The organism is Streptomyces sp. 2323.1 (assembly GCF_900221035.1).
Classification (GTDB): domain Bacteria; phylum Actinomycetota; class Actinomycetes; order Streptomycetales; family Streptomycetaceae; genus Streptomyces; species Streptomyces sioyaensis.
In genome coordinates, this window is record NZ_LT907981.1 from 7,043,417 (window position 1) to 7,068,956 (window position 25,540).

At 72.1% G+C, this 25,540-nt stretch carries 24 protein-coding genes; 9 read left to right on the forward strand and 15 right to left on the reverse strand.

Features of this window, described 5'->3' with window-relative positions:
* Positions 1–396 precede the first annotated feature (396 nt).
* Together CPH93_RS30450 and CPH93_RS30455 are read right to left on the reverse strand one after the other, a co-directional pair.
* On the reverse strand, positions 397–975 hold the full coding sequence (locus tag CPH93_RS30450; RefSeq protein WP_093482055.1) for a dihydrofolate reductase family protein: 579 nt from the start codon (positions 973–975) through the stop codon (positions 397–399).
* A gap of 178 nt (positions 976–1,153) precedes the next feature.
* The gene (locus tag CPH93_RS30455) at positions 1,154–1,861 is read right to left on the reverse strand and encodes a histone deacetylase (protein WP_173909911.1); all 708 of its coding nucleotides are present in this window, start codon (positions 1,859–1,861) and stop codon (positions 1,154–1,156) included.
* A 250-nt stretch (positions 1,862–2,111) separates the two neighbouring features.
* Here CPH93_RS30455 and CPH93_RS30460 point away from each other — a divergent pair, with 250 nt between their 5' ends.
* Entirely contained in the window at positions 2,112–3,131 is a 1,020-nt protein-coding gene (locus CPH93_RS30460) for a hypothetical protein (RefSeq protein ID WP_231977007.1), read from the forward strand.
* Between the two features lie 102 nt (positions 3,132–3,233).
* On the opposite strand, the gene CPH93_RS30465 is transcribed toward CPH93_RS30460, so the two are convergent.
* Entirely contained in the window at positions 3,234–3,800 is a 567-nt protein-coding gene (locus CPH93_RS30465; RefSeq protein ID WP_093482053.1) for a nucleoside deaminase, read from the reverse strand.
* A 94-nt stretch (positions 3,801–3,894) separates the two neighbouring features.
* Between CPH93_RS30465 and CPH93_RS30470 the strand changes: the two genes are divergently transcribed.
* The 5 genes from CPH93_RS30470 (at position 3,895) to CPH93_RS30490 (ending at position 9,801) form a co-directional block, all read left to right on the forward strand.
* On the forward strand, positions 3,895–4,881 hold the full coding sequence (locus tag CPH93_RS30470; protein WP_231977008.1) for an antibiotic biosynthesis monooxygenase: 987 nt from the start codon (positions 3,895–3,897) through the stop codon (positions 4,879–4,881).
* 10 nt (positions 4,882–4,891) lie between these two features.
* Positions 4,892–6,286 carry an FAD-binding oxidoreductase gene (locus CPH93_RS30475; protein WP_096214673.1) on the forward strand — a complete coding sequence of 465 codons (1,395 nt, stop codon included), beginning with the start codon at positions 4,892–4,894 and terminating at the stop codon, positions 6,284–6,286.
* A 67-nt stretch (positions 6,287–6,353) separates the two neighbouring features.
* Positions 6,354–7,901, forward strand: coding sequence for an ATP-dependent DNA ligase (locus CPH93_RS30480; RefSeq protein ID WP_096214674.1), 1,548 nt, complete (start codon positions 6,354–6,356; stop codon positions 7,899–7,901).
* Between the two features lie 5 nt (positions 7,902–7,906).
* Positions 7,907–8,383: an NUDIX domain-containing protein gene (locus CPH93_RS30485; protein ID WP_096214675.1), complete on the forward strand. Its 477-nt coding sequence runs from the start codon at positions 7,907–7,909 to the stop codon at positions 8,381–8,383.
* A gap of 290 nt (positions 8,384–8,673) precedes the next feature.
* Positions 8,674–9,801: a winged helix-turn-helix domain-containing protein gene (locus CPH93_RS30490; RefSeq protein ID WP_096214676.1), complete on the forward strand. Its 1,128-nt coding sequence runs from the start codon at positions 8,674–8,676 to the stop codon at positions 9,799–9,801.
* On the opposite strand, the gene CPH93_RS30495 is transcribed toward CPH93_RS30490, so the two are convergent.
* The 5 genes from CPH93_RS30495 to CPH93_RS30515 form a co-directional block, all read right to left on the reverse strand.
* Complete coding sequence (locus tag CPH93_RS30495; protein ID WP_093482047.1) at positions 9,713–10,705, reverse strand: zinc-dependent alcohol dehydrogenase family protein; 993 nt, start codon at positions 10,703–10,705, stop codon at positions 9,713–9,715. The two genes, CPH93_RS30490 and CPH93_RS30495, sit on opposite strands and share 89 nt — an antisense overlap.
* On the reverse strand, positions 10,702–11,553 hold the full coding sequence (locus CPH93_RS30500) for a carbohydrate ABC transporter permease (protein WP_093482046.1): 852 nt from the start codon (positions 11,551–11,553) through the stop codon (positions 10,702–10,704). The genes CPH93_RS30495 and CPH93_RS30500 overlap by 4 nt, the downstream gene beginning before the upstream one ends.
* Complete coding sequence (locus CPH93_RS30505; protein WP_096214677.1) at positions 11,550–12,530, reverse strand: carbohydrate ABC transporter permease; 981 nt, start codon at positions 12,528–12,530, stop codon at positions 11,550–11,552. The genes CPH93_RS30500 and CPH93_RS30505 overlap by 4 nt, the downstream gene beginning before the upstream one ends.
* On the reverse strand, positions 12,511–13,890 hold the full coding sequence (locus CPH93_RS30510) for an ABC transporter substrate-binding protein (RefSeq protein ID WP_096214678.1): 1,380 nt from the start codon (positions 13,888–13,890) through the stop codon (positions 12,511–12,513). Before CPH93_RS30510 ends, CPH93_RS30505 begins: the two co-directional genes overlap by 20 nt.
* Positions 13,891–14,094: 204 nt before the next feature.
* Positions 14,095–14,856, reverse strand: a complete 762-nt coding sequence (locus tag CPH93_RS30515) for a DeoR/GlpR family DNA-binding transcription regulator (protein WP_093482043.1) — start codon at positions 14,854–14,856, stop codon at positions 14,095–14,097.
* A gap of 305 nt (positions 14,857–15,161) precedes the next feature.
* On the opposite strand from CPH93_RS30515, the gene CPH93_RS30520 reads away from it, so the two are divergent.
* Positions 15,162–15,584, forward strand: coding sequence for an STAS domain-containing protein (locus tag CPH93_RS30520; protein WP_231977009.1), 423 nt, complete (start codon positions 15,162–15,164; stop codon positions 15,582–15,584).
* A 10-nt stretch (positions 15,585–15,594) separates the two neighbouring features.
* Here CPH93_RS30520 and CPH93_RS30525 read toward each other — a convergent pair whose 3' ends face one another.
* The 3 genes from CPH93_RS30525 to CPH93_RS30535 form a co-directional block, all read right to left on the reverse strand.
* Entirely contained in the window at positions 15,595–16,770 is a 1,176-nt protein-coding gene (locus CPH93_RS30525; RefSeq protein ID WP_093482041.1) for a sialidase family protein, read from the reverse strand.
* 268 nt (positions 16,771–17,038) lie between these two features.
* A complete protein-coding gene (locus CPH93_RS30530; RefSeq protein ID WP_093482040.1) occupies positions 17,039–17,791 on the reverse strand; it encodes a hypothetical protein in 753 nt (250 codons plus the stop codon).
* Positions 17,792–17,793: 2 nt separating this feature from the next.
* Positions 17,794–18,438, reverse strand: a complete 645-nt coding sequence (locus CPH93_RS30535) for an RNA polymerase sigma factor (RefSeq protein WP_093482039.1) — start codon at positions 18,436–18,438, stop codon at positions 17,794–17,796.
* Between the two features lie 382 nt (positions 18,439–18,820).
* Between CPH93_RS30535 and CPH93_RS30540 the strand changes: the two genes are divergently transcribed.
* A complete protein-coding gene (locus tag CPH93_RS30540; RefSeq protein ID WP_096214680.1) occupies positions 18,821–19,639 on the forward strand; it encodes an SAM-dependent methyltransferase in 819 nt (272 codons plus the stop codon).
* Between the two features lie 36 nt (positions 19,640–19,675).
* On the opposite strand, the gene CPH93_RS30545 is transcribed toward CPH93_RS30540, so the two are convergent.
* The 4 genes from CPH93_RS30545 to CPH93_RS30560 form a co-directional block, all read right to left on the reverse strand.
* Positions 19,676–20,116, reverse strand: coding sequence for a PTS-dependent dihydroxyacetone kinase phosphotransferase subunit DhaM (locus tag CPH93_RS30545; protein ID WP_096214681.1), 441 nt, complete (start codon positions 20,114–20,116; stop codon positions 19,676–19,678).
* Positions 20,113–20,709: a dihydroxyacetone kinase subunit DhaL gene (gene dhaL, locus CPH93_RS30550; RefSeq protein ID WP_162501031.1), complete on the reverse strand. Its 597-nt coding sequence runs from the start codon at positions 20,707–20,709 to the stop codon at positions 20,113–20,115. Before dhaL ends, CPH93_RS30545 begins: the two co-directional genes overlap by 4 nt.
* Before the next feature lie 68 nt (positions 20,710–20,777).
* Positions 20,778–21,770, reverse strand: coding sequence for a dihydroxyacetone kinase subunit DhaK (gene dhaK, locus CPH93_RS30555; protein WP_096214683.1), 993 nt, complete (start codon positions 21,768–21,770; stop codon positions 20,778–20,780).
* A 539-nt stretch (positions 21,771–22,309) separates the two neighbouring features.
* Positions 22,310–23,581 (reverse strand): APC family permease, encoded by a 1,272-nt coding sequence (locus tag CPH93_RS30560; RefSeq protein ID WP_096214684.1) that lies wholly within the window; start codon positions 23,579–23,581, stop codon positions 22,310–22,312.
* A 421-nt stretch (positions 23,582–24,002) separates the two neighbouring features.
* Here CPH93_RS30560 and CPH93_RS30565 point away from each other — a divergent pair, with 421 nt between their 5' ends.
* Positions 24,003–25,361 (forward strand): vanadium-dependent haloperoxidase, encoded by a 1,359-nt coding sequence (locus CPH93_RS30565; RefSeq protein WP_096214685.1) that lies wholly within the window; start codon positions 24,003–24,005, stop codon positions 25,359–25,361.
* Positions 25,362–25,540: the final 179 nt, after the last annotated feature.

The following is a 25,540-nucleotide window of genomic DNA, read 5'->3' on the forward strand; positions in this document are numbered from 1 at the left end:
CTCTCTCAGCTGAGAGGGCCGCCCAAGAAGTCCCACCGGAGCCCGCGTCGCACGGTGCCGGTAGACGCGAACCGGATCACCACTTGCACACCGGGACAGAGAGAGGACACGCCGACAGGTACCACGCACCGGCGCACCGCAGGGGTTGCCTCTCTCCCCGGGAGAGATGGGCAACCCACCGGAAAACGGTCACCACCATTAACTCGAAATCATCAATACGACACCATGCCCTTGACCCGACTTCACTCGGACAGGCCAATCCACAGCCCAACCCGGGCACGCCGTACGAGAGGACGAACTGCCATCACTTCGCGTGAGGTTCAAGCCGTCCCAGCGACCGATACTGCTTCTCCAGCACGGCCTACGGTCTGCCCGCAGTGCTGCCTGGTCGGGGAGTCACGCCGCCGAGGCGGCCCGGGCGCGACGGTAGTGGAGGAGGACGACGCCGTTGCCGAAGGCGTGGGTCCCGGCGAGCTGGAGATCGGCGGTGGTGTCCGACGGCGCGAACAGCGGTTTGCCGCGGCCGATGAGGACCGGGTGGACGTAGACGCGGTACTCGTCGATCAGATCGTGCTGCCGGAAGGCCGCGGCGAGGTCGGCGCCGCTGAGGACCAGGTCCCCGCCCGGCTGTGCCGTGAGCGCCCTGATCTCCTCGGGGACGACGTCCCGCATGATGGTGGTGTTCCAGTCGGCCCGTTCCAGGGTCCGGGAAAACACGATCTTGGGCATGTCCCGCCAGATCCCGGCAAACTCCACCATGGGCGCGGTACTTGACGGGTCGGCGTCCGCGGTCGGCCAGAATCCGGCCATCAGCTCATGGGTGACCCGGCCGCTCAGGAAGGCGCCCTTCGTCCTGAGCTGCTCGTTCATGTGGCGGTGCAGCTCGTCGTCGACCCGATGCCAGTCGATCTCGCGGTGCGGTCCCTCGATGAAGCCGTCAAGGGACACCGACATGGACAAGACGATCTTTCTCATCATGGTCCTCGCCGAAGTTGGGTCGTCAGGGCCGGGGCGCCGGCCGGAGGGCACCAGTGTCCTGGGGATGGGCGCGGTGGGGGAGGAGGCGCACACCGCGCGTCGGTCAGGGCACGGCGGCGGAGGAGAGACGCACCGCGCGCCGGCCAAGGGGAGGCGGGACGCACCGCCCCGCCGGTCACGGCGCGGCGCTGAGCAGCGCCGCGATCTCCCCGGCCGTCCAGTGACCGGCAGCTCCCGGGCAGCCCGCGAGATACCGGGCGGTCCCGTGCACGCTCCAGTCGTGGGCAGCGACGATCCCGGCCCCGATGTGCCGCAGATAGGCGGCCGAGGGGGCGTTCAGGGCGACGTCGTCGCTGCTCCACGGGGCCGTGCAGGTCAGGACGGGATATCCGTCCAGCGCCCCGGCACACACCAGGGTTTCGTACCGGCCGGGACCGATCCGGGCCCGGCCATGGGCGAGGACCTGCGTCAGATCGAGATCCTCGCCGGGCTCCCGGTACATCTCCTGGGCCACGATGTCGGAGAACTGGCCGGTGGTCAGGAGATAGGCGCGACAGGGCAGTTCGGGCTGGCTCGCACCGGCGGCCCGCGCGGGGCCGGGGTCGTAGAAGGCGCGGCCGCCGGTCCACACCTGCGATTCGGTGGCGAAGTACAGCAGGCCGGGCAGCATGAGCGGTGCCGTACGGGTGGGGTCGCGGGGGTCCCGGCAGCCGGGGTAGGTGCGCAGCCCGCCTGGGGGCCGGCCGCCGGCCAGGTAGGCGGTCAGCCGTTCCCGGTGCATGTTGGAGCCGTAGGCGGCGTACCACAGGCGGCGTACGGGCGTGTGGCGGCGGACGGCTTCGGGGGAGCTGTCGAGGGCTTCGAGGCGTCGGGGCCTGATCACGTCCTCACGCTACGCGGCCCGGTCCGCCGGGGCGGCCGAGGCGAGCGTGGCTTGATCGTTTCCGTCCAAGTTTTGCCGCGGGGGGTGTGGAGATGCGCACTGCACGGACAGGACCTGTCCGCACGACAACCGGCGCCCGGTCATCGGCCGGACGCCGGGGGACGGAGGCAGTGTGACGGACGAGGTGTCAGGTCGAAGCGGCTCCGGCATACCCGGGGCGCGGGCAGTCGGAGGCCGCTCCGCCCGGCCCGTGCCGTCGCCGGACGCGACCCGGCGACGGGTGCTCGCGGTCACCGCGGCGGCGGGTCTCGGCGCGCTCACCGGATGCGGAGGTACCCCCTCCCGTGCCGACCCCGCCCCCAAGGCGTCACCGCCGGGCAGCTCGCGCTCGTCCCCCTCCGCCGGGACCGGGGCTCCGGGCCCGTCCGGCTCCGCGACCGCGCGGCAACCGGCCCGTCCGGTCAAACGGCGCCGTCCCGAACTCCCTCGTGGCGGGCGGGAGTTGTTCCCGCGCTACCGGCTGGTCGGGTTCTGCGGGCTGCCCGATGCCGCGGCGCTCGGCCGGCTCGGGACCGGTGAGCCGGGACAGCGGGCCGCCGAGGTGGAGAAGGTGGCACACCGCTACGCCGCGGGGCGCGAACCGCTGCCCGTGCTCGAACTCCTGGCGACCGTCGCCAATTCCACGGCCGGCCCGGACGGCACCTACCGCTCACGGACGCCCGCTGCGACCATCCGCCGCTTCCACCGCGTGGCGCGCGACCGGCGGGCACTGCTGCTGCTGAACATCCAGCCGGGCCGCGCGTCCGTGCTCGACGAGGTCAAGGCGCTGCGCGACTGGCTCGTCCACCCCGATGTGGGGATCGCGCTCGACCCGGAATGGGAGATGGCCCGCGGTCAGGTGCCGGGTGACACCTACGGGCGGACCGACGGCCATGAGCTGACCGAGGTGGCCCGCTATCTGTCCGGGCTGGTCGAGGCGCACGATCTGCCGCAGAAGCCGCTGGTCTTCCATCAGGTCGCCACGTCCGTCGTGCGCGCGCAGTCCGCGCTGCGTCCCCAGCCCGGTGTGGCACTGATCAAGAGTGCCGACGGCATCGGCTCCCCGGGCCTGAAGCGCGGGACCTGGCAGCGGCTGGTCCATGACCTGCCCGACGGCCTCCACACCGGCTTCAAGCTCTTCTACGAGGAAGACGCCCAGGGCAGCCGGCTGATGACGCCGAAGGAGGTGCTGGCCCTGCGGCCGCAGCCGGAGTACGTGATGTACGAGTGACGCCCCGCGCGCCCCGCCGGGCCCTCGCCGCCCCGCGCAGGCCGAGACGCCGGGCCGCCGCCCGTCCGGCGGGGCCCGGCGCCTGCCGGTGGTGTCGGTGCGTCAGTAGGCGTGCTGGAGCCGCCGTTTGTTCCATGCCTCGTAGGCATGGGCGCCCATCTCGGGGTAGATCTGCTCGATCTTGATCCTGCGCTCGGAGAGCGGCCTTTGGAAGTCCTCGTACTGGAACGAGTCATCGAAGCCGATCTTGGCGGTGTCCTCCAGGTCGCAGCTGTAGTACACCGCGTCCATCCGTGCCCAGTAGATGGCGCTCATGCACATCGGGCAGGGGGCGCCGCTGATGTAGATCTCGTGGCCCTGGAGCATCCGGGCGCGCTCCGGGAGCGGGTCCGGTGACCCCTCGGGGCGGGGGACGTACCTCAGGGTGCTCTCGTTCTGACGGTCCACGGCGATGCTCGGCGCATCCGGGTTGAGGACCTGCACGGCCTTCCGGATCGCCTCGACTTCGGCATGGGCGGTGGGGTCGCCGGTCAGCAGAACGTGGTTCTGCCCGCGGGCGACGATGTTCCCGTTGCGCGCGATGACCGCGCCGAACGGCCCGCCCCAGCCGTTCTCCACGGATTCCGTGGCGAGCCGGACGGCTTCTGCGAGGAGTTCTTTCTGGTCCATTACGGGGTCTCCGATCGGCATCGATTCCTCTGCGGAACGGTAGGGCATATTCTCCATTTGCCCGATAAATCCCTTGTGTACTAGGCTACTCAAGGTGAGCCCCCGTGCAAGCCGTGGTTCCGCGGCCGAGAATGCCACCGTCGTGACCTCGCAGAAGGTGCGCGAGGGACGGATGGATGAGTATCAGCGGTGGCAGGACAAGGCGAATGGCGCGGCCCGTGAATTCGACGGATTTGTGGCCGCCGAGGTATATCCGCCCGGCGCCGGCGAAGAAAATGAATGGGTCACTGTATTCCGGTTTTCCGACATGGACCACTTGACCGCCTGGCTGGATTCGAGCCGGCGGCAGGCGTTGCTCCAGGAGGCGGCCGAACTCTTCGAGGGCCCTCCGACGCAGGAGGTGCTCCGCGGCGGCACCCCCGCCGAGCAGGCCCCGGAAGCGGTCACGGCCGTCATCTCGCACGAGGTGAAGCCGGGACACGAGCAGGCGTTCCTCAACTGGCAGGAGAAAACGCTCGAAGCGCAGGAGAAAGCGCCGGGCTTCATGGGATCCGAGCTGTTCAAGCCGGTCCAAGGCGTGCAGGAACACTGGGTCGTCGTCTTCCGGTTCGACTCGCGTGAACACCTCGACGACTGGCTGGAGTCGGACGTCCGCTCGGCGTTGTTGGACGAGGGACGCAAGCACTTCATCTCGTACGACGTCCGAAAGGTCGGGTCGGCGTTCAGCGGCTGGTTCCAGTTCGACCACGGCAAGGGCGGCTCCGCCCCGCCCAACTGGAAACAGGCGATGTCCGTCGTCCTGGCGCTCTATCCGACGGTGATGGTGCTCAACCTGACCGTGGGCATCGCGCTGGAGAAGCTCACCATCCGCGGGTACATCGGCCTGTTCCTGTCCAACGTGCTGAGCGTCAGCGCCCTGACCTGGCTGCTGATGCCGCTGGTGAACAGGGCGCTCGCCTTCTGGCTGGTGCCCGAACGGTGCACCAGCCGCCGGATCCAGGTGCTGGGCACCGGGGTGGTGGTGCTCGGCTATCTGGTGTCCATCGGTGTCTTCGGTCTGATCACCGGCCAGATCTGGTGAGGAGACCGCGATGTGTCCACCCGTACCGGAACCAGGGCCAGAGGTCACGGGCGCACTGATCCGGCGGGGCGATGCCGGCTACGAGACCGCCCGCTCCCGTGCGGTGTGGAACGCGCTGCTGCCCGAACGGTTCCCCGAGGCCGTCATGCGGGCCGCGTCGGAAGCGGACGTGGCGCACGCCGTGCGCTACGCCCGCGCACACGGGCTGCGGGTGTCGCTGCGTTCCGGCGGGCACAACTGGTCCGGCTCGCCACTCCGTGACGGGAGTCTGCTGCTCGACCTCTCCGGGCTGCGGGAGTGCCGCCTGACGCCCGCGACCGACACCGCCCCGGCGACCGTCACGGTGGAGCCCGCCGCCACCGGACAGGAACTGGTCGCGTTCCTCACCCCGCAGGATCTGGCCTTCCCGGTCGGCCACTGCCCCAGCGTGGCGGTCGGCGGCTTTCTGCTCAGCGGCGGCCTCGGCTGGAACTCCCGTGCATGGGGGGCGTCCTGCGCGGACGTCCTGGAGATCCGGGCCGTCACCGCCGACGGGCGGACGGTCACGTGCAGCGAGCGCGAGCACCCCGAGCTCTTCTGGGCCGCGCGGGGCGCCGGCCCGGGATTCTGCGCGGTCGTCACCCGCTTCCGCCTCGCCCTGCACCCCCACCCCGCCTCGATCATGGCGACCTCCCTGACGTTTCCGATGGCGGCGCTCGCCCGGGTGACCGAGTGGACGGAGCGGGTCGCCCGCGGCCTCCCGCCGTACGTCGAGGTGGCGTTCGTCCTCCAGCCCGCCGAACCGGCCGCGGACGGCGCGCCCGGGCTGCGGATCACGGTCGGTGCCACCGCGTTCGCGGCGACACAGCGGGAGGCACTGCACGCGCTGGAGCCGTTCGCCGACTGCCCCTTGGGTGAACTCGCCGTCACCCGGCAGCCGCCCGCGCCGACCTCCTTCGCCGCCCTGCACGAGGGCGCGGCGGTCCTCTGGCCGCCCCTGCACCGGTATGCGGCGGACACCCTGTGGTCGCCGGAGAGCTATACGACGCAACTGGGCCGGATCGCCGACGTGGTGGCCCGCGCCCCGTCCGGGAAGTCCCTGGTGCTCTCGCCCGTGCAGCCGGTCTCCACGGACCCCGCCCTGCTGCGGAACATGGCCTTCGCCCCGCTCGGCGAGTCCTACCTGGTCTGCTACGGGGTCTGGGAGGACCCGGACGCGGACGACGCGAACGCGCAGTGGGTGCGGGACGTCATGGCCGCCGCCGACCCGCAGGGCGACGGCCCCCACTACATCGCCGAAGCGGACCTGGAGGCCGACGCGGCCCGGCCCCGGCGCTCGTACGCCCCCGCCACCTGGGACCGGCTGCAGGAGGTCAAGGCGCAGTGGGACCCGGACAACGTCTTCCACTCCTACCTCGCCCCGTGACCGGGCTGCGGCGGGCGGACGGGCCGGCCGGGAAGCGGGAACGGCGCCATGGGGGCACCATGGCCCTATGCTGCTGGCCGGTCTCGCCCAGGTGTCGGCGGACGTCGCCGCGACGTCGGCGCGCTCCCGGAAGATCGCGCTGCTGGCGGGGCTGTTCCGGGACGCGGCGCCCCAGGACGTCCCGGTGGTCATCCCGTACCTCGCCGGGCGGCTGCCCCAGGGGCGGATCGGGGTCGGCTGGAGCGTACTGCGCGAGCCGGTCGCGGCCGCCGAGCGCGCCACCCTGACCGTACGCGACGTGGACACCGCGCTGACCGCCCTGGCGCAGGTCTCGGGAGCCGGGGCGCAGGAGGAGCGGCGCAGACTCGTCCGTGCGCTGCTGGCCGCCGCGACGGAGAGCGAGCAGCGGTTCCTGGTCGGCCTGCTGACCGGTGAGGTGCGGCAGGGCGCGCTGGACGCCATCGCGGTCGAGGGGCTCGCCGCCGCCACCCAGGTGCCCGCGGCGGACGTCCGGCGGGCCGTGATGCTGGCGGGGTCGCTCCAGAACGTGGCGCAGGCGCTGCTCGCCGAGGGGCCGGACGCGCTCGCGCGCTTCCGGCTCACCGTCGGCCGGCCCGTCGGGCCGATGCTGGCGCACAGCGCCAAGACGGTGGCCGAGGCCATCGAGAAGCTCGGCGCCTGCGCCGTGGAGGAGAAGCTCGACGGCATCCGCGTACAGGTGCACCGCGACGGGCCGGACGTGCACATCCACACCCGTACCCTGGACGAGGTCACCGACCGGCTCCCCGAAGTCACCGCGCTGGCAAGGGAGTTGCCGGCCGAGCGCTTCATCCTCGACGGCGAGGTGATCGCCCTGGACGGTGCGGGCCGGCCGGTGCCCTTCCAGCGGGTCGCGGGGCGGTTCGGTTCACGGGTGGACGTCGCCGCCGCGCAGGCCGCGCTGCCGCTGTCCCCGGTCTTCTTCGACGTGCTCTCGGTCGACGGCCGCGACCTGCTGGAACTGCCCGCGGCACAGCGGCACGCGGAGCTGGCCCGGCTGGTCCCGGCGCCCCAGCGGGTGCGCCGCCAGGTGGTCGCGGACCCGTCCGACGCCGGGGCCCGCGCGGCCGCCGAGGACTTCTGGGCCGAGACCCTGCGCCGGGGCCATGAGGGCGTTGTGGTCAAGGCGCTGGACGCCCCCTACAGCGCGGGCCGCCGGGGCGCGGCATGGCTCAAGGTGAAGCCCGTGCACACCCTCGACCTGGTGGTGCTGGCGGTGGAGTGGGGACACGGCCGGCGCACCGGGAAGCTGTCCAACCTCCACCTCGGGGCGCGCGCGGCGGACGGCGGATTCGTCATGCTGGGCAAGACCTTCAAGGGGCTGACGGACGCCACCCTCAGCTGGCAGACCGAGCGGCTGCGGGAGCTCGCGGTGGCGGACAACGGCCATGTGGTGACGGTGCGTCCGGAACTCGTCGTCGAGATCGCCTATGACGGACTGCAGACCTCCTCGCGCTACCCGGCGGGCGTGACCCTGCGCTTTGCGCGGGTGGTGCGCTACCGGGAGGACAAGACGGCGGACGAGGCGGACACCGTCGAGACGGTGCTTGCCGCGCACGACGGCGGGGAACAGTAGCCGCCATGGCGGGAAAACGAAGTGCCGGGCTGCTGGTGTACCGCCGCACGGCCGGCGGAGTCGAGGTGCTGCTGGGGCACATGGGCGGCCCGTTGTGGGAGCGCCGGGACGCGAGGGCGTGGTCCGTGCCCAAGGGCGAGTACGTCCCTCCGGAGGAGGCGCAGGACGCCGCCCGGCGGGAGTTCGAGGAGGAGTTGGGGATGCCGCCGCCCGACGGCCGCTACCTTCCCCTGGGGGAGGCCCGCCAGCCGAGCGGCAAGGTGGTGACCGTCTGGGCCGTCGAGGGCGATCTCGATCCGCGGCTCATCGTGCCCGGCACCTTCGAGATGGAGTGGCCGCGCGGCTCCGGGGTGACCGGCAGCTTCCCCGAGATCGACCGGGTGGCCTGGTTCCCGCCGGACGAGGCACGGGAGCGGCTGGTGGCGGGCCAGCAGGTGTTCCTGGACCGGCTGGCGGAGGAACTGGCCGGGGGCGAGGACTGAGCGCCGGAGGCGTACGGGGGGCCGCCCGGAGTCAAGGCGGGCCCGGCGTCGAGGAGTCCAGCCGTCAACGGACCCGGTGCCGCCGGCCCCGCGAGAGCAGCCGGAAAGCCGCCGCCCCGGCAGCAAAAGGGCGCCCCGCGCTCCCCACCTTCACCACCCCGCAGGCCGAAGGCCTCCAGTCGCCCTGTACACCCCCGTTCCCCGCCGGGCAGTCTGGCGGCGGGGCCTGTATGCCGGGCCCCGAACGGGGGGCCCTGGCCACAGGGTCATGAGCATGCCGCGGGGGCCGCATGTTGCGCATCCACTTCGAAGACCGGGATCTGGCACGCGTACAGATCGCCGCCGAACCCGATCCGCTCTGGGAAACGGTGCTGGCCATGCACCAACTGGCGCCGCCGGGGCGCGGGGTGCCGGTCTACGGCGCCTGGCGCGCCAGGGCCCGCCGCGAACTGCACGAGCGGGGGCTGACCCGCGCGGCCGGGCTGATCGGCGCCCTGGCCCCGGCCGACGCCGCCTACTTCCCGGACTTCCTCACCCCCGATGCGGCCCGGGACGGCCTGGCCGCGGGCCTGGCCGCGCTGCGGGACACGCCCCGGGCGCGGCTGGCCGCGGAGGGCGCGCGGGCCGGGCTGCCGGCCCGGCTCCCGCGCTGGACCGGCGCCCTGGTCGCGGGCAGCCGCCAGCCACTCGACGAACTGGCCGCCGCGCTCCAGGAGGTGCACCGCACGGTCGTCGCCCCGGACTGGACCCAGGCGGCCGCCACGGTCGACTCCGACCGGGGCGCCCGCGCCCGCACCCTCTGCCGCGACGGCGTCGACCGGCTGCTCCACACCTTCCGTCCCGCGCTGCGCTGGGAGCCACCGGTGCTGTACGCCGACTACCCCTGCGACCGCGATCTGTGGCTCAACGGGCGTGGGCTGCGGCTGATTCCGTCCCATTTCTGCTGGCGCAGACCCATCGCCCTCGCCGACCCCGGCCTGCCGCCGGTGCTGGTCTACCCGGTGGAACACCCCACGTCCTGGGCGCCGGCCGGCCCCCGCAGCTGCCATCCGCAGGCGCTGTCCACCCTGCTCGGCCGCACCCGGGCCCGTATCCTCGCGGCCCTCGACGACCCGGCCACCACCGGTGAACTCGCCCGCCGCCTACGGGTCTCCGCCCCCTCGGCCAGCGAGCACGTGAGCGCGCTGCGCGAGGCCAACCTCGCCCGGAGCCGGCGGGACGGCGGCTGTGTCGTCCACGCCCTCACCCCGCTCGGCACGGCGCTGCTGCACGGCGAACTCGCCCCCGCACGCACCGTCGCAGGTGGCGGAGCCCGTCGGCCGTCCGGCCTCACGGCCGTACCTGGATCTTCCTCCCTTCGCCGGCCTGGAAGCGGCCCATCGCCTCGGCGTAGCGGTCCAGCGGCAGCCGGTCGCTGATGAAGACCTCCGGGTCCAGGACCCCGGCCGCGAAGAGCTCCGCGGCGCGCTCATAGCTGTGCAGGACCGCCATCGAGCCGGTGATGGTGATCTCCTGGTTGTAGATGCGGTAGGGCTCGATGACGGCGCGGGCCGCGTAGTCGGCAACCCCGAACTGCAGGAAGGTGCCGCCCTTGCCGACCCGTCCCAGCGCGTCCTGGATGGCGTGCTGGTTGCCGGTGGCGTCGATGACCACGTCCCAGCCGCGCGGGCGGTCCAGTTCGTCGGCGGAACCGGCCGCGGCGCTGCAGCCCAGGGTGCGGGCGGTGGCCAGCCGGTGGGGGTTGATGTCGACGACATCGACGCCGGCCGCGCCGGTGCGCTTGGCGAGCTCCAGCATCATCAGGCCCATCGTGCCCGAGCCGTAGATCAGGACCCGGGTGCCCAGTTGCGCCGAGCGCAGGATGTCGTAGCCGCGGACGGCGCAGGAGAGCGGCTCGATCAGGGCGGCGTCCTCGGTACGGACGTGCTCGGGCAGCTTGATGCAGTTCGCGACCGGCGCGACGGCGAATTCGGCGGCGCCGCCGGCCGTGGTCACCCCGATCGCGGACCAGCGCTCGCAGAGGTTGTTGCGGCCCAGGCGGCAGTAGTGGCACTCGTAGCAGTAGAGGGACGGGTCGACGGCCACCCGGTCGCCCTCGGTCAGTTCGGTCACGGCGCTGCCGGTGGCGACGACCGTACCGGCGAACTCATGGCCCGGTACGACGGGCAGGGTGGGGGCGAACTCGCCCTGGAGGATGTGCAGGTCGGTGCCGCACAGTCCGCAGGCGGCGACCGAGACCACGACCTCGCGGGGGCCGGGCGTGGGGTCGTCGACGGTGGCGACCTCGACCTTGCCGGGGGCGCTGATCACTGCGGCTTTCATTTCACGGCTCCGAGCGAGAGGCCCTGGACGAGCTTGTCCTGGGCGGCGAACCCGGCGATGAGCACCGGGAGGGAGATGACGGTGGCGGCGGCGCACACCTTGGCCAGGAAGAGACCCTGGCTGGTGACGAAGCCGGTCAGGAACACCGGTGAGGTACCGGCCACGATCCCGGTCAGGACCCGGGCGAACAGCAGCTCGTTCCAGCTGAAGATGAACGAGATCAGGGCCGTTGCCGCGATGCCCGGCATGGCCACCGGGGCGACGATCCGGAGCAGGGTGGTGTGCAGCCCCGCGCCGTCGATCGACGCGGCCTCCAGCATCTCGACCGGGACCTCGGAGAGGAAGGAGCGCATCATCCACACCGCGATCGGCAGGTTCATCGAGGTGTAGAGGATGATCAGTAGCCAGATGTTGTCCAGCATTCCGCTGTTCTGCGCGACGAGATAGATCGGCAGCAGTCCGGCGATCAGCGGCAGCATCTTCGTGGAGAGGAAGAAGAACATCACATCGCTCCACTTGCGCACCGGTTTGATCGACAGCGCGTACGCCGCGGGGACGGCCAGCGCCAGGACCAGCAGCGTGGAGATGACCGAGGCGGTGAGCGAGTTGATGAGCGGTGGCCAGGGGCTCACGCCGGTGCCCGCGCCGAAGAACTCGCGGTAGCCGTGCAGGGTGAGCGAGGCGCCGAGGCTGGGCGGGTTGGTCGCCGCGTCCGTCTCGCTGTGGAAGGACGTCAGCACCATCCACGCGACGGGAAGGAAGAAGGCGATTCCGCACAGCCAGGCCACCAGGCCCAGCAGGCTTCCGGTACGCCGGCGGCGCAGGCCGGTCAGGGGTGCGCTGTTCATCGGGTGACCTCCTCGCGCAGCAGGGACGAGACGGTGCGCAGCGCGAAGGTGGCCGCGACCAGCGAACACAGCACCACGACGACGCCCTGCGCGGACGCCCGTCCGTAGTCATGGGCCTGGTAGAAGGTCTGATAGATGGTGTACGGCAGGTTGGCGGTGCCCAGCCCGCCGGAGGTGATGGTGAACACCGCGTCGAAGTTCTGGACGACGTAGATGGTGCCCAGCAGCGCGGCCAGCTCCAGGTAGCGCCGCAGATGCGGCAGGGTCAGATAGCGGAAGATGTCGAAGGGCGAGGCGCCGTCCATCCGGGCCGCTTCGACCGCGTCGGCCGGCCGGCTCTGCAGCCCCGCCAGCAGGATCAGCATCATGAACGGTGTCCACTGCCAGATCAGTGACACCTCCACCGCGGCGAGCGGCGATTGGGTCATCCAGTCCGGCTGCGGTGGATCGTTGCTGCCGAACAGCCCCCATATCCACGTCAGCGCGCCGTTGATCAGCCCGTACGAGGCGTTGTAGAGGGCGTGCTTCCACAGCAGGGCGGACGCCACCGGTACCACCAGGAACGGGGTGATGAGCAGGGTCCGGACGATGCCGCGGCCGCGGAAGCTCCGGTCCAGCAGCAGCGCCAGGCCCAGCCCCAGCAGCAGGCTGACCAGCACCACGGTGACCGTCAGCAGCACCGTCGTACCCACCGACGACCGCATCGCGGGGTCGGAGAAGACCGCCACATAGTTGTCGAAGGCGGCGAAGCCGCGGCTGTCGGGGGCGAGGGCGTTCCACCGGGTGAAGGAGATCACCACGGTTGCCACGAACGGCAGTTGGGTGACGATGATCAGGAAGATCAGCGCGGGCAGCAGGGGCGCCCGCCGGGCCCAGTCCTTGGCCCGCCGTGTGTGCCGGGCGCGGGCGGCTTGCGGTCCGGGAGCGGTGACGACGGCCTCCACCTGCCGGGTCGCCTCAGCGGTCTGCGTGCGCATCGGCAACCTCCTGCGCCAGCCGCTGGCTCTTCTTCAGGGCCTCGGGCACGCTCTGCTTGCCGGCGATCGCCGAGCTCACCTCGTTGGAGACCTTGGTGCCGAGGTCGGCGAACTCGGGGATCCCGACGAACTGGATGCCGGGGGCCGGGCGCTGCTGAACGCCGGGGTCGTTGGGCCGGGCCGAGGTGATCGCCTGCTGGGTCGCACGGGCGAAGGCCGCCGAATTCTTCAGGTACTGCGGGTTCCGGTAAAGGGAGGCCCGCTTTCCTCCGGGCACCTTCGACCACCCCAGTGTGCGGCCCACCAGCTCCTCGTACTTCTGGCTGGAGGCCCAGCGGATGAACTTCCACGCCGCGTCCTGATGCTTACTGGCCTTCTGCAGGCCCCATGCCCAGGTGTAGAGCCAGCCCGAGCTGGCCGTCTTCTCCACCGGCGCCGGTGCGTAGCCGACCTTCCCGGCGACCTTGGAGTCGGAGCTCTCCAGCGAGCCCGCGCCGGCCGTCGCGTCGTACCACATGCCGACCTTGCCCTGCTGCATGTCGTTGAGGCACTCGGTGTAGCCCGCCTGCGGTGCGCCCGCCTCGCCGTGCTTGCGGACCAGGTCGACGTAGAACTGGGTGGCCTTGGTGAACTCCGGGCTGTCCAGCTGGGCCTTCCAGCCCTTGGTGAACCAGGTGCCGCCGAAGGTGTTGGCGACGGTGGTCAGCGGGGCGACCACCTGGCCCCAGCCGACCTGGCCACGCAGGCAGATGCCCTTCATGCCCTTGTGGAGTCCGTCCAACTTCCCTGCCATGTCAGCGACTTGCTGCCACGTGGGGTGTGCGGGCATGGTCAGTCCGGCCTCCTTGAAGAGGTCCTTGCGGTACATCAGGAACGACGACTCGCCGTAGAACGGCTCTGCGTAGACCTTGTCGTCGGCGGCGGTGAGGGATTTGCGTACCGGGTCGAGAATGTCGCTCTGGTTGAACTCCGGGTCCTTCTCGGCCAGATCGCCGAGCGGGGAGAGCCAGCCGTTGCGGGCATAGATCGGCGTCTCGTAATTGCTCAGGCTCGCCACGTCGTACTGTCCGGCCTGGCTGGAGAAGTCCTGGCTCATCTTGTCGCGCAGATCGTCCTCCGGCAGCACCGTGAAATTCACCTTGATGCCGGTCTCCTTGGTGAAGTGCTTCGCGGTCAGCCGCTGCAGATCCACCATCTGCGGGTTGTTCACCATCAGTACGTTGATGGTCTGCGGACCGCCGCCGTCCGCGCTGTTGGCGCCGCTGAAGCAGCCCGTGGCGGTCAGCGACAGGGTCAGCGCGATCGAGGTCAGCGCTATGGCGCGACCGGTACGGCCTCGTCCGAGGGAACGTGCTCTCACGGCTCTTGCCTTTCTGGGGACGGAATGCGGGGACAGCGGAATGCGGAGATATCGGATAAATCGGTTATGGAAGGGGGTGATGGCGTGCGCGGGCACGGTCGGATCGCCGCACGAAGGCCGGGGGATCCGGCCTGCGGGCAGCGGCTGTGGGCTGTCGTAGGGGATGTCGTACGGGGCCGGTCGTCCGGGCGGCCCCCGCCCGGGTCAGACCCGGAGTACCTGCGGCCCCAGGAGGGAGTAGCGATGGGCCTCCGCCGCGGAGAGTCCCGCGTCGGTGACGATCGTGTCGAAGTCGCTGACGTCGGCGAACCGGCAGAAGCTGCTGGCGCCGAATTTGCTGTGCACCGCGATCAGCACCCGCCGCCGCGAGGAGCGGACCGCCTGCTCCTTCACCTCGGCGACCGCCGGATCGGGGGTGGTCAGCCCGTGCTCCCGGGAGACGCCGTTCGCCCCCAGGAACGACAGGTCGATCACGAACCGGGCGAGCATGTCCCGGGCCCAGGAGCCCACCGTCGCCTGCGTGCCGGAGCGGACCCGCCCGCCGGCAAGCAGGACGGTGGTCGACTCGGACGCCGCGACCAGTGACGCGGTCCGCAGCGATGCGGTGATCACGGTCAGCGGACGGTCGGTGGGCAGCAGCATCGCGACCAGCTCCGGGGTGTAGCCCTCGTCGATGAACACCGTCTCGGCCTCACTCACGAGGGTGGCCGCCGCCGCGGCGACCCGGCGTTTCTCGTCCACCTGCTGGGTCTGCCGCCGGGCGAGCGTGGTCTCGAAGCCGGCGCTCTCGACCGGGTACGCCGCCCCGTGGGTACGCCGGACCAGGCCGCGGCGCTCCAGCTCGCTCAGATCGCGCCGTACGGTCTCGCGAGCGACCCCGAACTCCTCCGCAGCATCGGCGACCTCGACCCGGCCGGTCTGCCGGGCGAGCGCGAGGATGCGGTGCTGGCGTTCCTCGGCCCTCATGGCTCACTCCTGGCTGAATCTGATCGTTTCGGCTTTGCGTTCGGTCACGGGGCTGCCCGTTTCCGCCCGCATCAGGTTTATAGCAACCAGGGTGGCGCGAAAGGTCGCCCGTAACCACAGAAAACCTGCCCGTTTCTGCCCGCGCCGGGGTGCTGTCAGCCTGGCCAGGTGCACGAACGGGTGCCCGTACGGGCCTGGTGAGGGGCCCGTACGGCGGCGGGCACGGCCGGCGGGCGGGCCCGGAGGTCGTGCGCCGGCGGGCCGTGGCGGTGGTGCGGCGGACGGCGGCGCTTAGTCTGGACGGCATGAGCTCGGAGATGCGGTCGTTGGCGGTCACTGCGATCGTGCAGGCGGATGAATGCGCGGTGCTGCGCGTCAGCGGGGAGCTGGACCTCCGGACCGAGCAGGCGTTTCTCGCCGAGGCGCGGTCGGTGGTCTCGGCCGGTCACCGCTTCCTCGTGCTCGACCTGACCGCCCTGCGCTTCTGTGACTCCCGGGGGCTGAGCTGTCTGCTCGCCCTGGAGTGGCTGTGCCGGCGGCTGGAGGGCCGGCTGCTGCTGGCCTCGCTCGGCGTACGGATGCTGCGACTGCTGGTCGGCACGCAGTCCCTCAACGTCTTCTCCTGCTACCCCACCGTCGGCCATGCGCTGGCCGCGGTCCCCGACACCACCCGCCCGGCCTGGCCGCCCGCGATGACGGAGTCCGCCGAGGACCCGGACGAGGTGTGAAACGGGCCGGTCAGCCGGCCGGACAGGGCCCGCCCAGCCAGGCGTCGTCGAACCGGGCGAAGGTGATCTTCCGGTAGGGGCCGGACTCGTAGAGCAGCCCGAAGGTCCCGTCCCGCAGCCGGGTCAGCGTCGAGTACGCGGCCGGGCCCGGGGTGACGACCCGGGCAAGGGGCCAGCTCGCGCCGTCGTCGCAGGACATCCGCACGGTGAGGTTCCGGCGGGCGCCGGTGCTCGCCGTATTGCTGAACAGCAGCCGGTGCGCCCGCGCCCGCCGCGGCGACGCCGCCGGGTCGTAGCGCAGGATCGCGGCATTGTTGCCCGGATCGATCAGCTCGTCGTCCGCCACCGGTGTGCTGTAGCTCAGCCCGCCGTCCCGGGAGTAGGCCACCAGCCGCTTTCCGGCGCCGCGGGTCCGGCTGTTGAGCAGGATCCGGCCGTCGGCCAGCTCGACGGTCTTGTTCTCGTCCATCAGCGGCCCCACCGGCGTCCCCAGGCGCCAGTTCGCGCCATGATCGTCGCTGTACGCGCTGGCCGCCCACATACTGCCGTCGGCCTTACGGAACGCGTACTGCTGCAGCAGCCGTCCGCCGGCCAGCTGGATGCCGGAGCCCGACGAGGCGAAGATGCCGTGCCATGACGGGTCCTTGAGGTCGTGGGTGATCCGCCGGATGCGCCAGCTGCGGCCGCCGTCGTCCGAGTAGCCGTAATCGGTGTGCAGCACCGTGGTGCTGTCGTGCGCGTTGCCCGCCCCCGCCGTACGGAACCCGACGCCCTGGGGCGCATACGCATGGAAGAGGAAAACCCGGCCGGTCTCCCGGTCCGCGAGCAGACTCGGGTCGCCCGCCCCCACCCCGCCGTCGTAGTCCACGGCCGCCTGCGGCGCGCTCCAGGTACGCCCCCGGTCGGTGCTGCGCCGCACCATCACATCCACATTGCCGGGCAGATCGGCCGCGCTGTCGTTCCGCCGGTCGAAGGCCGCGACGAGGGTGCCGTCCGCCAGCGTGGTCAGCGCCGGGATGCGATAGGTGTGCGCACCCTGGCCGGACACCGCCAGATCGGTGGTCTCGTACAGCGGTGGCCGTACGGCGCCGCGCTGCGCCGCGGCGGCGGGCGGCACCGGGGCGGTCAGCAGCCCGGCACCGACGGCGAGCAGGGCGGCCGGTGCGACCAGGCGGGCGGCTCTCACCGGGACCTCCAGGACGGGGCGCGGCACGGCGTGCAGCGGGCAGCGGGCGGCACGGAGGCATCGGACGGCGGCAGGTCCTGTGAATCTAAGGTCCGGGTGACACCGCGTCCATTTCACTGGGCGAGGGGAGTGAGGGGTGGTCAGCGGCCAACAGGAGCGGGGGTCGGCGGGCCGGCGGCGGCCACGCCCCGGCCGCCGGGGCGCTCGGCCCGCCCTGATCGCCCCGCTGCTCGGCCCGCCCCGGTCGCGCCGCCCTGATCGCCCCGCCCTACTCGGCCCGCCCGAGATCCCGGACGAGCGTGGGGGAGGGGCGGGGAATCACCCCGAAGTCCTCGTCCTCGCCGTCCACCGCAAGGCGGTTGATCACCTTCTCCAGGGCGTCCGGCAGGGTCGGGGCGAGCCCGCTGTGCCACTGGACCAGGAGGTTGTGCCGGGCGGAGTCCGGCAGCAACTGCTTCTCGTCGAACGCGGCCACGCAGCGGCGCTCTTCGTCGGGCGCGTGCGCGGCCTGCTCGCGCCAGTAGGCGGCGTCGCGGTACTCGCCGTTGCGGCGGTGCGCCAGATACAGGCAGTAGGCGGCGGTCCGGCTGCCGGCGCCGGCGCCGAAGTGCCACCAGAAGTGCGCCGCGTCGCTGCGTCCGGTGATGTGCAGCAGACAGGCGAAGACCAGCGCCCCTTCGGGGTCGATGCGGTGGTCGTTGACCAGCCGCTCCAGGCTCGCCGCGGCCGCCGCGGCATTGACCACCAGGGCACACGCCAGCTGGAGCTCATGGGTGGCCTCGTCGCGGGCGCTGGGGTAGGTGCTGGGTGCGCTCTGCCCGTCGCGGAGCGTGGGCACCGTCGGCGGCGGGCCGTCCGGGTCCGCCGTCCCGGGCCGGCGGGCGGTGCCCAGGCCGCCGAGCGCACCTGTGTCGTCGAGGTCGTGGAATCCGGACAGGCCCTCGATCCAGGACACCGCCGCGGCCGCGCTGAGCAGCGTCTCCACGGTCTCCCTGCGGTCGGCGGGACGGATGTGCGACATGGTCAGTTCCCCCTGGAATTTCCCTGGTCGATGCCGAGCGCGGCGGCGAGCTTGCGCTTGCCGCGGCTTGCGTAGGAGCGCACGGTGACTTCGTCGACGCCGAGCAAGGAGCCGATCTGTCCGTCGCTGTACCCGATGACATGGCGCAGCACGATCACATCGCACTGCCGTTCCGGCAGCCGGGCGATGGCCGCGTACAGGCCCAACTGGCTCTCCAGCATGGCGAATTGCTGCTGGCACTCGCGCAGCAGGGCGTGGGTGACGACGGCGAAGGCGGCGGTCTCGGTGAGCGCGGTGGGCTGCTGGTGGTCGTAGAGCCACTCCACCACCCGTTCCTTGAGCACCGACCAGGCGTACGCCTCCACCGAGGCCTGCCGCAGCGCATGCGGCCACAGCCGGCCGAGCCGCTCGTAGGCCGCCCGGGTCACCTCGCGGGCCGCGGCCTGGCTGCCGGTGTGCAGATAGGCGTACGTCAGCCACTTGCGTGCGTGGGTCGACAGGAACGCCTCGAACGTGATCGACAGCTGGCGGTCGAACGGAACCGGTGTGACGGCCGGGAGGCCACAGCGGGGTGGTGCCGCTAACTCCGCGGTACGGACCTGCGCCGGAGCGCACGCCGGTGGCGGTCGGTCCCGGTCTACGCTCACGAGCCGTCCTCGTTCCGGTTGCCGTGCACCGCCTCCGGGCGCCGAGACGGGCCGGCAGCGGGAGGGCGGTTGCCCTCACCCTCCAATGAACCCGAAAGTACGCCCGTTTGTGGCACCGCGAGGGCAAAAATCTTCCGTAGCGTATTCATATGACTACGCATGACGGTGGCATGTGACCGCCGGTGGCAGCGGGCGGCAGTGGCCGCCGTGTACCTCGCCCGGTGTGCTCCGGCATGTTCCAGGTCGTACGGGGCAGTGCTCCAACAGCCAGGCGCACGGCGGTGCATGACGCGCCGCCGGGGTGCGCGGCTGGCGAGGGGGAGGCACCGTGCGCCGGTAAGGGGCGGCGGGAGCCTATGGCGTACTGGGGAGGCAGCACACGATGAGCGAGCACGAGTCCGTGGTGGACCTGGAGCTGGACCGGGCCCACTCGTCCCGGATCTACGACTACTTCCTGGGCGGCAAGACCAATTTCCTGGCCGACCGGATGGCCGCCGGCAGCGTGCTCGGGGTGTTCCCCTCCGCGCTGGTCGCGGCCCGCATCAACCGCGAGTTCATGCACCGCGCCACCCGCGTCCTGGCCGCATCCGGTATGCGGCAGTTCCTCGACATCGGCACCGGTATCCCCACGGCGCCGAACCTCCACGACATCGCCCAGGGCATCGCCCCCGACGCCCGGGTGGTCTACACCGACAACGACCCGATCGTCCTCGCGCACGCCGCGGCCCTCCTGCGCAGCACCCCCGAGGGGCGGACCGCGTACGTCCAGGCCGATGTCCACGACCCCGAGGGCATCCTCAAGGCGCCGCAGCTCCTGGACACCCTCGATCTGCGCCGCCCGGTCGCGCTCAGCCTGAACGCGCTGATGCACTTCGTCCCCGACGACGGCCAGGACCGCGCGCACGACATCGTCGAGCGCCTCAAGGCCGCGCTGCCCAGCGGCAGCACGCTCACCATGAGCCATGCGACGGAGGACTTCAGCCCCGCGGTCATGGACAAGATCATCAAGATCTACGGCGAGGCGGGCACCCGGCTCCAGTTCCGCTCCCGCGCCGCGTTCCAGCGCTTCTTCGACGGCTGGGAGCTGCTGGAGCCGGGCGTGGCCCTCTCCCACCAGTGGCGCCCGGACCATCCCGAGGACGCCAACCATGTCACCGACGCGGAGGCCGCCTGCTACGCGGGCGTCGCGCGCAAACCCTGAGCGCGACGGGGCAGGCGGCCTCCGCGTCGGTGACCCTCACTCCTTGCGGTAGCCGTACGCCTCCCCGGCGGCCGCCGCGACCGCGTCCAGATCCGCTCCGGTCGAGGCGGTGACCACGGCGGCCACCGCGCCCTCCACGAACGGTGCGTCCACCAGCCGTGCGCCTTCGGGGAGTTCATCGCCCTCGGCGATCAGCGACTTCACGGTCAGTACGGCGCTGCCCAGATCGACCAGGATCGCCACCCCGGCCCCGCGGTCCACCGCCCGGGCCGCCTCGGAGATCAGCTCCGCACTCGTCCCCAGCCCGCCGTCCGGACCGCCGCCCGCGGCGGCCACCGGCACCGTGTCACCGGCACCGGCGAGCCCGACCGCCAGCGTCGCCACCGATTCGGCGACCGGCGCGCTGTGCGACACCAGCACCACCCCGACAAGTGCACCCGCACCGCCGGCCGTACCGCCCGTCGTCGGCTCGCTCACTTCGCCACCTCCGCAAGGGCCGCGAACAGCAGCGCCGAGGACGTCGCACCCGGGTCCTGATGCCCGATGCTGCGTTCGCCCAGATAGCTCGCCCTGCCCTTCCTGGCCAGCATCGGTACGGTCGCCAGCGCGCCCTTCTCGGAGGCCGCGGCCGCCGCGTCGAAGGAGGTGGCCAGGGCCTCGATCCCCGGCACCAGCGCATCGAGCATCGTCTTGTCGCCCGGCGCCGAGCCGCCGAGCTGTGCCACCGCGTCGACTCCGGCGCCCAGCCCCGTCCGCAGCTCCTCCGCGGACACCTGCGGCGCCTCGCCGAAGGCCTTGCCGGCCCGCCGCAGCAGCGTCCCGTACAGCGGCCCGGACGCCCCGCCCACACTGGAGATCAGCTTCCGTCCGGCGGCGATCAGCGCGGCGCCGGGCGTCGCCGGCGGCTCCGCGTCCAGCGCGGTGACCACGGCCGCGAAGCCGCGCTGCATATTTCTCCCGTGGTCGGCGTCACCGATGGGGGAGTCCAGCTCGGTGAGCCGGTCGGCCTCCCGGTCGATGACGGCGGCCGCCGCCGTCATCCAGCGTACGAAGAATCCGGCATCCAGCACTGTTTCGGACACGGACTACTCTCCTTGGTCGTTCGGGCACTCAACAAGAAAGCGGGTACGGCGCGGGCTCACCGGCCCCAGCGGAGTCCCGCGGTCTGCACCGGCGCATCCCACAGCCGCAGCAGTTCCCCATCCACCTGACACAGCGTCACCGAACAGCCCGCCATGTCCAGCGAGGTCACATAGTTCCCCACGAGCGTGCGGGCCACCGCCACGCCCCGTTCGTCGAGCACCCGGCGGACCTCCGCCTGGAACCCGTACAGCTCCAGCAGCGGGGTCGCACCCATGCCGTTGACCAGCACCAGCACCGGCAGTCGCGGGTCCAGCTCCGCCAGGACCGCATCGACCGCGAAGTCCGCGATCTCACGGGAGGTCATCATCGCGCGGCGCTCGCGCCCCGGCTCACCGTGGATCCCGACCCCCAACTCCAGCTCCCCGGCCGGGAGATCGAACGTCGGGCTGCCCTTCGCCGGCGTCGTACAGGCGCTCAGCGCCACCCCGAAGCTGCGCGAGGACGCCACGACCTGCCGGGCCAGCGACTCCACCCGCTCCAGCGGCATGCCCTCCTCGGCCGCGGCCCCCGCGATCTTCTCCACGAACAGCGTCGCGCCGGTACCGCGCCGCCCCGCGGTGAACGTCGAGTCGGTCACCGCGACATCGTCATCGACGAGCACGCTGGCCACCTGCACCCCCTCGTCCTCCGCCAGCTCCGCCGCCATCTGGAAGTTGAGCACGTCCCCGGTGTAGTTCTTCACGATGAAGAGCACGCCGTGGCCGCTGTCCACGGCGGCCGCGGCACGCACCATCTGATCGGGCACCGGTGAGGTGAAGACCTCGCCCGGACAGGCGGCATCCAGCATGCCGGGCCCGACGAACCCCCCGTGCAGCGGCTCGTGCCCGCTGCCACCCCCGGACAGCAGCGCGACCTTGTCCGCCACCGGCGCGTCCCGCCGCACGATCACCCGGTTCTCGACATCCACCACCAGCTCCGGGTGCGCCGCGGCCATCCCGCGCAGCGCATCGGCCACCACGGTTTCGGCGACGTTGATCAGCATCTTCATGGGTACCTCCTGGTGAGACTGGCAGTGGGCCCTCTGACCGGCGTTTTTCCAGGTCATGGTAGGGATGGCGCGGTTGATCCCGGTAGTCTCCGGCGGTGCGAAGCGGGTGTGGGCAGGCTGATGCTGACCTCGTGCGGACTGTGCTGATGGCGTATCAGATGGCGGTACGGGCCTCCGGGATGTCGAGGAGCGGCGGGGACCAGTATCGGACGGTGAGGGGCCCGGCGGCACTGCTGCGTGCTGGTGTCGTTGTGCTCTCTGTAGTGCATTCACCTTGGGTTGCTCGCGGGCGTGCCTTCCCTGCGGTCGTGGCCCCCGGGGGTGCGCCCCTGGTTTCTCCGGGAGAGGGGTGGGCGGACCAACAGGGTGGGTGTCCCGCGTGTCGGTGTCCCGGGGTGTCACTGTGACGTGACGTGGCTGCTTCCCTGATCCGGTCGGGCGTCAAACCTGTGAGTGGGGCATCGCTGTGTCGGTGTTGGTGCCGGTTCTGCGGTGGCCGGTGCTGCCGCCGGCCGGCCGCGGCCGTGGCGCCGGGCCGCTCAGGTGCGGCGGCGGCCGGCTGTCTTGCGGACGCCGTATGCGGCGGCACCGACCGCGAACACCGCGGCCCCCCACAGGACCGAGGCCAGTGGCAGGGCGAAGGCCAGTGCCAGGCAGCCGGCCGTGCCGACGATCGGGACGAGCCGGGGCGGGCGGCCCTCGGCGGGGGAGAGGGTCCAGGCGGAGGCATTGGCGAGGGCGTAGTAGGCCAGCACGCCGAACGAGGAGAAGCCGATCGCGCCGCGCACGTCCGTGGTGGCGGCGAGGACGGCGACCACCGCGCCGACGGCGAGCTCGGCACGGTGCGGCACCTTGGTGCGCGGGTGGATTGCGGCCAGCGCGTGCGGCAGGTGCCGGTCGCGGGCCATCGCGAGAGTGGTGCGCGAGACCCCGAGGATCAGCGCGAGCAGGGACCCGAGTGCCGCGACGGCCGCGCCGGCCCGTACCACCGGTGCCAGGGCCGGGACGCCGGCCGTACGCACCGCCGCCACCAGCGGCGCCGCGGTGTGGGCGAGGCGGTCGGACCCGAGGACGGACAGCACCGCGACCGCGACGCCCGCGTACACCACCAGCGTGATGCCGAGCGCGAGCGGGATCGCGCGGGGGATGGTCCGCCCGGGATCGCGGACCTCCTCGCCGAGGGTGGCGATGCGCGCATAGCCGGCGAAGGCGAAGAACAGCAGGCCGGCCGCCTGCAGCACCCCGGCGAAGGAGGCGTCCGCCCCGAGGTCCAGGCGGGCCGGGTCGGCGGTGCCCGAGGTGAGGCAGGCGGTGGCCACGGCGGCGAGCACCGCCAGGACGACCGCGACGATCCCCCTCGTCAGCCAGGCGGACTTCTGCACCCCGGCGTAGTTCACCGCGGTCAGCGCCACCACCGCCGCCACGGCAACGGCACGCGCCTGACCGGGCCATACGTAGGAGCCGACGGTCAGGGCCATCGCCGCGCAGGAGGCGGTCTTGCCGATCACGAAGCCCCAGCCGGCCAGATAGCCCCAGAAGTCCCCGAGGCGCTCGCGGCCGTAGACGTAGGTGCCACCCGAGCGGGGGTAGCGGGCGGCCAGGCGCGCGGAGGAGGTCGCGTTGCAGTACGCCACCACCGCGGCCAGCGCCAGGGCCGGCAGCAGACCCGGCCCGGCCGCCGACGCGGCCGGAGCGAGCGCGGCGAAGATCCCCGCGCCGAGCATCGACCCGAGCCCGATCACCACGGCGTCGTACACGCCCAGCCGCCGGTCCAGCTCTCCCGCTCCGGCAGATTGCGCCGACGTATCCATCGCTCGCTCCTCGAAAAGGGCCCCACGGCCGGACCACGGTTTCCGGCACCGGCGCAGGTTAGAGCACCAAGGTGGCAGGCAGGTTTCCCCGCTCGCCCCGTCCGCGGCGTCGGGCGTACGGGGCGGACTCCACCACGCGCCACTGCCGCTCGACCGCGCACCGCGCCACCGCCGCTTGGCTGCGCACCGCGCCACCGCCGCTTGGCTGCGCACCGTGCCACCGCCGCTTGGCTGCGCACCGCGCCGTCGCAGCGCCCCCGGCCCCCGGAGCCGCCGCCCGCCCGCGCCCGGTCCATACGGCCGCCCGCCCGGCATCGGCGTCAACACCCGAGGCGGACACGGTGAGTTGTCTGCGCCCGGCGCACACCATTTCCACGGCGAAGCGGCGTGCCCCTTCACTCGTTCGGCTGTTAAGTCGGTTATGGATACTTCTCGTTCGCGCAGCCGGACCGTCCTCGGCACTCTCGCAGCACTGTTACTCCTCGCCCTCACGGCGGTGGCGGGACCCACCGCCACCGCCGTCCATCAGCCGCCACCCGCGGCGGACGCCGCGGCGGTCCGTGACTGGAACGCCATCGCCACCGACACCATCAGCACCAACCTCGGCCCCACCCGCCCCTCCGGGCAGGCGGTCATGTGGCACGGGTTCGTGTCGGCCGCTGTCTACAACGCCGTGGTCGGCATCCAGGGTCGCTACGCCCCGTACAAGTGGCGGGCACGCGGGCCCTCCACCGCCTCGCCCGAGGCGGCGGCCGTGACCGCCGCCCACCACGTACTGGTCGCCTACTTCCCCGCCTCCCGGACGTCGCTCGATGCCGCGTACGCCGATTCCCTCGCCAGGATCCCCGACGGTACGGCGAAGACGCAGGGCGTGGCCTTCGGGGCACGCGCCGCCGAGCACCTCATCGCCCTGCGCGAAGGCGACGGCCGGTTCGCCACGGTGGAGTTCACCATGCCGCCCGCGCCCGGCGTCTGGCGGCCCACCCCGCCCGCCTACCTGCCCTTCATCGACACCTGGCTCGGGAAATTGCGCCCCATGGTGCTCACCTCCCCGGCCCAGTTCCGTCCCGGCGGGCCGCCCGCGCTGTCCTCGGCCCGCTACGCCCAGGACGTGAACGAGGTGAAGACCATGGGGGCGAGAACCGGCTCGCCACGCACCCCGCAGCAGACCGAGACCGCGCTGTTCTTCGGCGGCAGCCTGGTGGTGCAGCTCCAGTCGGCCTTCCGCGACTACACCGCCCGGCACGATCTGGACATCGCCGACACCGCGCGGCTGGTCGCCGCGGCGAACGCGTCGGCCACCGACGCCGTCGTCACCGCCTGGAACGCCAAACTCCACTACGGCTTCTGGCGGCCCATCACCGCCATCCAGCTCGCCGACACCGACGGCAACCCCGCGACCGACCCCGACCCGCAGTGGCAGCCGCTGCTCATCACCCCACCGCACCCCGACTACCTCAGCGGTCACACCACGGTCGCCGGCGCCGTGACCCGGACCCTGACCGGCATCCTCGGCACCGCGCACCTCGACCTCAATGTCTCCTCCGAGGCCACCGGCACCACACGGCACTACGACGACGGCGTCCGGTTCAACGAGGACATGATCAACGCCCGGGTCTGGGCCGGAATCCACTTCCGCACCGCAGACGTCGCCGGCTGCCACGCCGGCAACCGCATCGGCGCCTGGACACTCACCCACTACTTCCAACCACTGCACCCGGCCCGCCCGCACGCCACGCCCCCGGGCCAACCAACCTGCCCACGCGGCACCGCGCGCTGACCGTCCCGCACCGCTCGCCGGTCACCGTCCGCACGCGCGGGCCTGGGGGGCCGTACGTACCGCGGCCCCTGGGGGAGCCGTACGTGCCCGGCGGACCGGCGGGCGGAGGGGCCCGTCGCCGGGACCGACGCCACGAGGTGCGGCAAACGCGCCTGCGTATCCTCGACCCCTGGAAAACG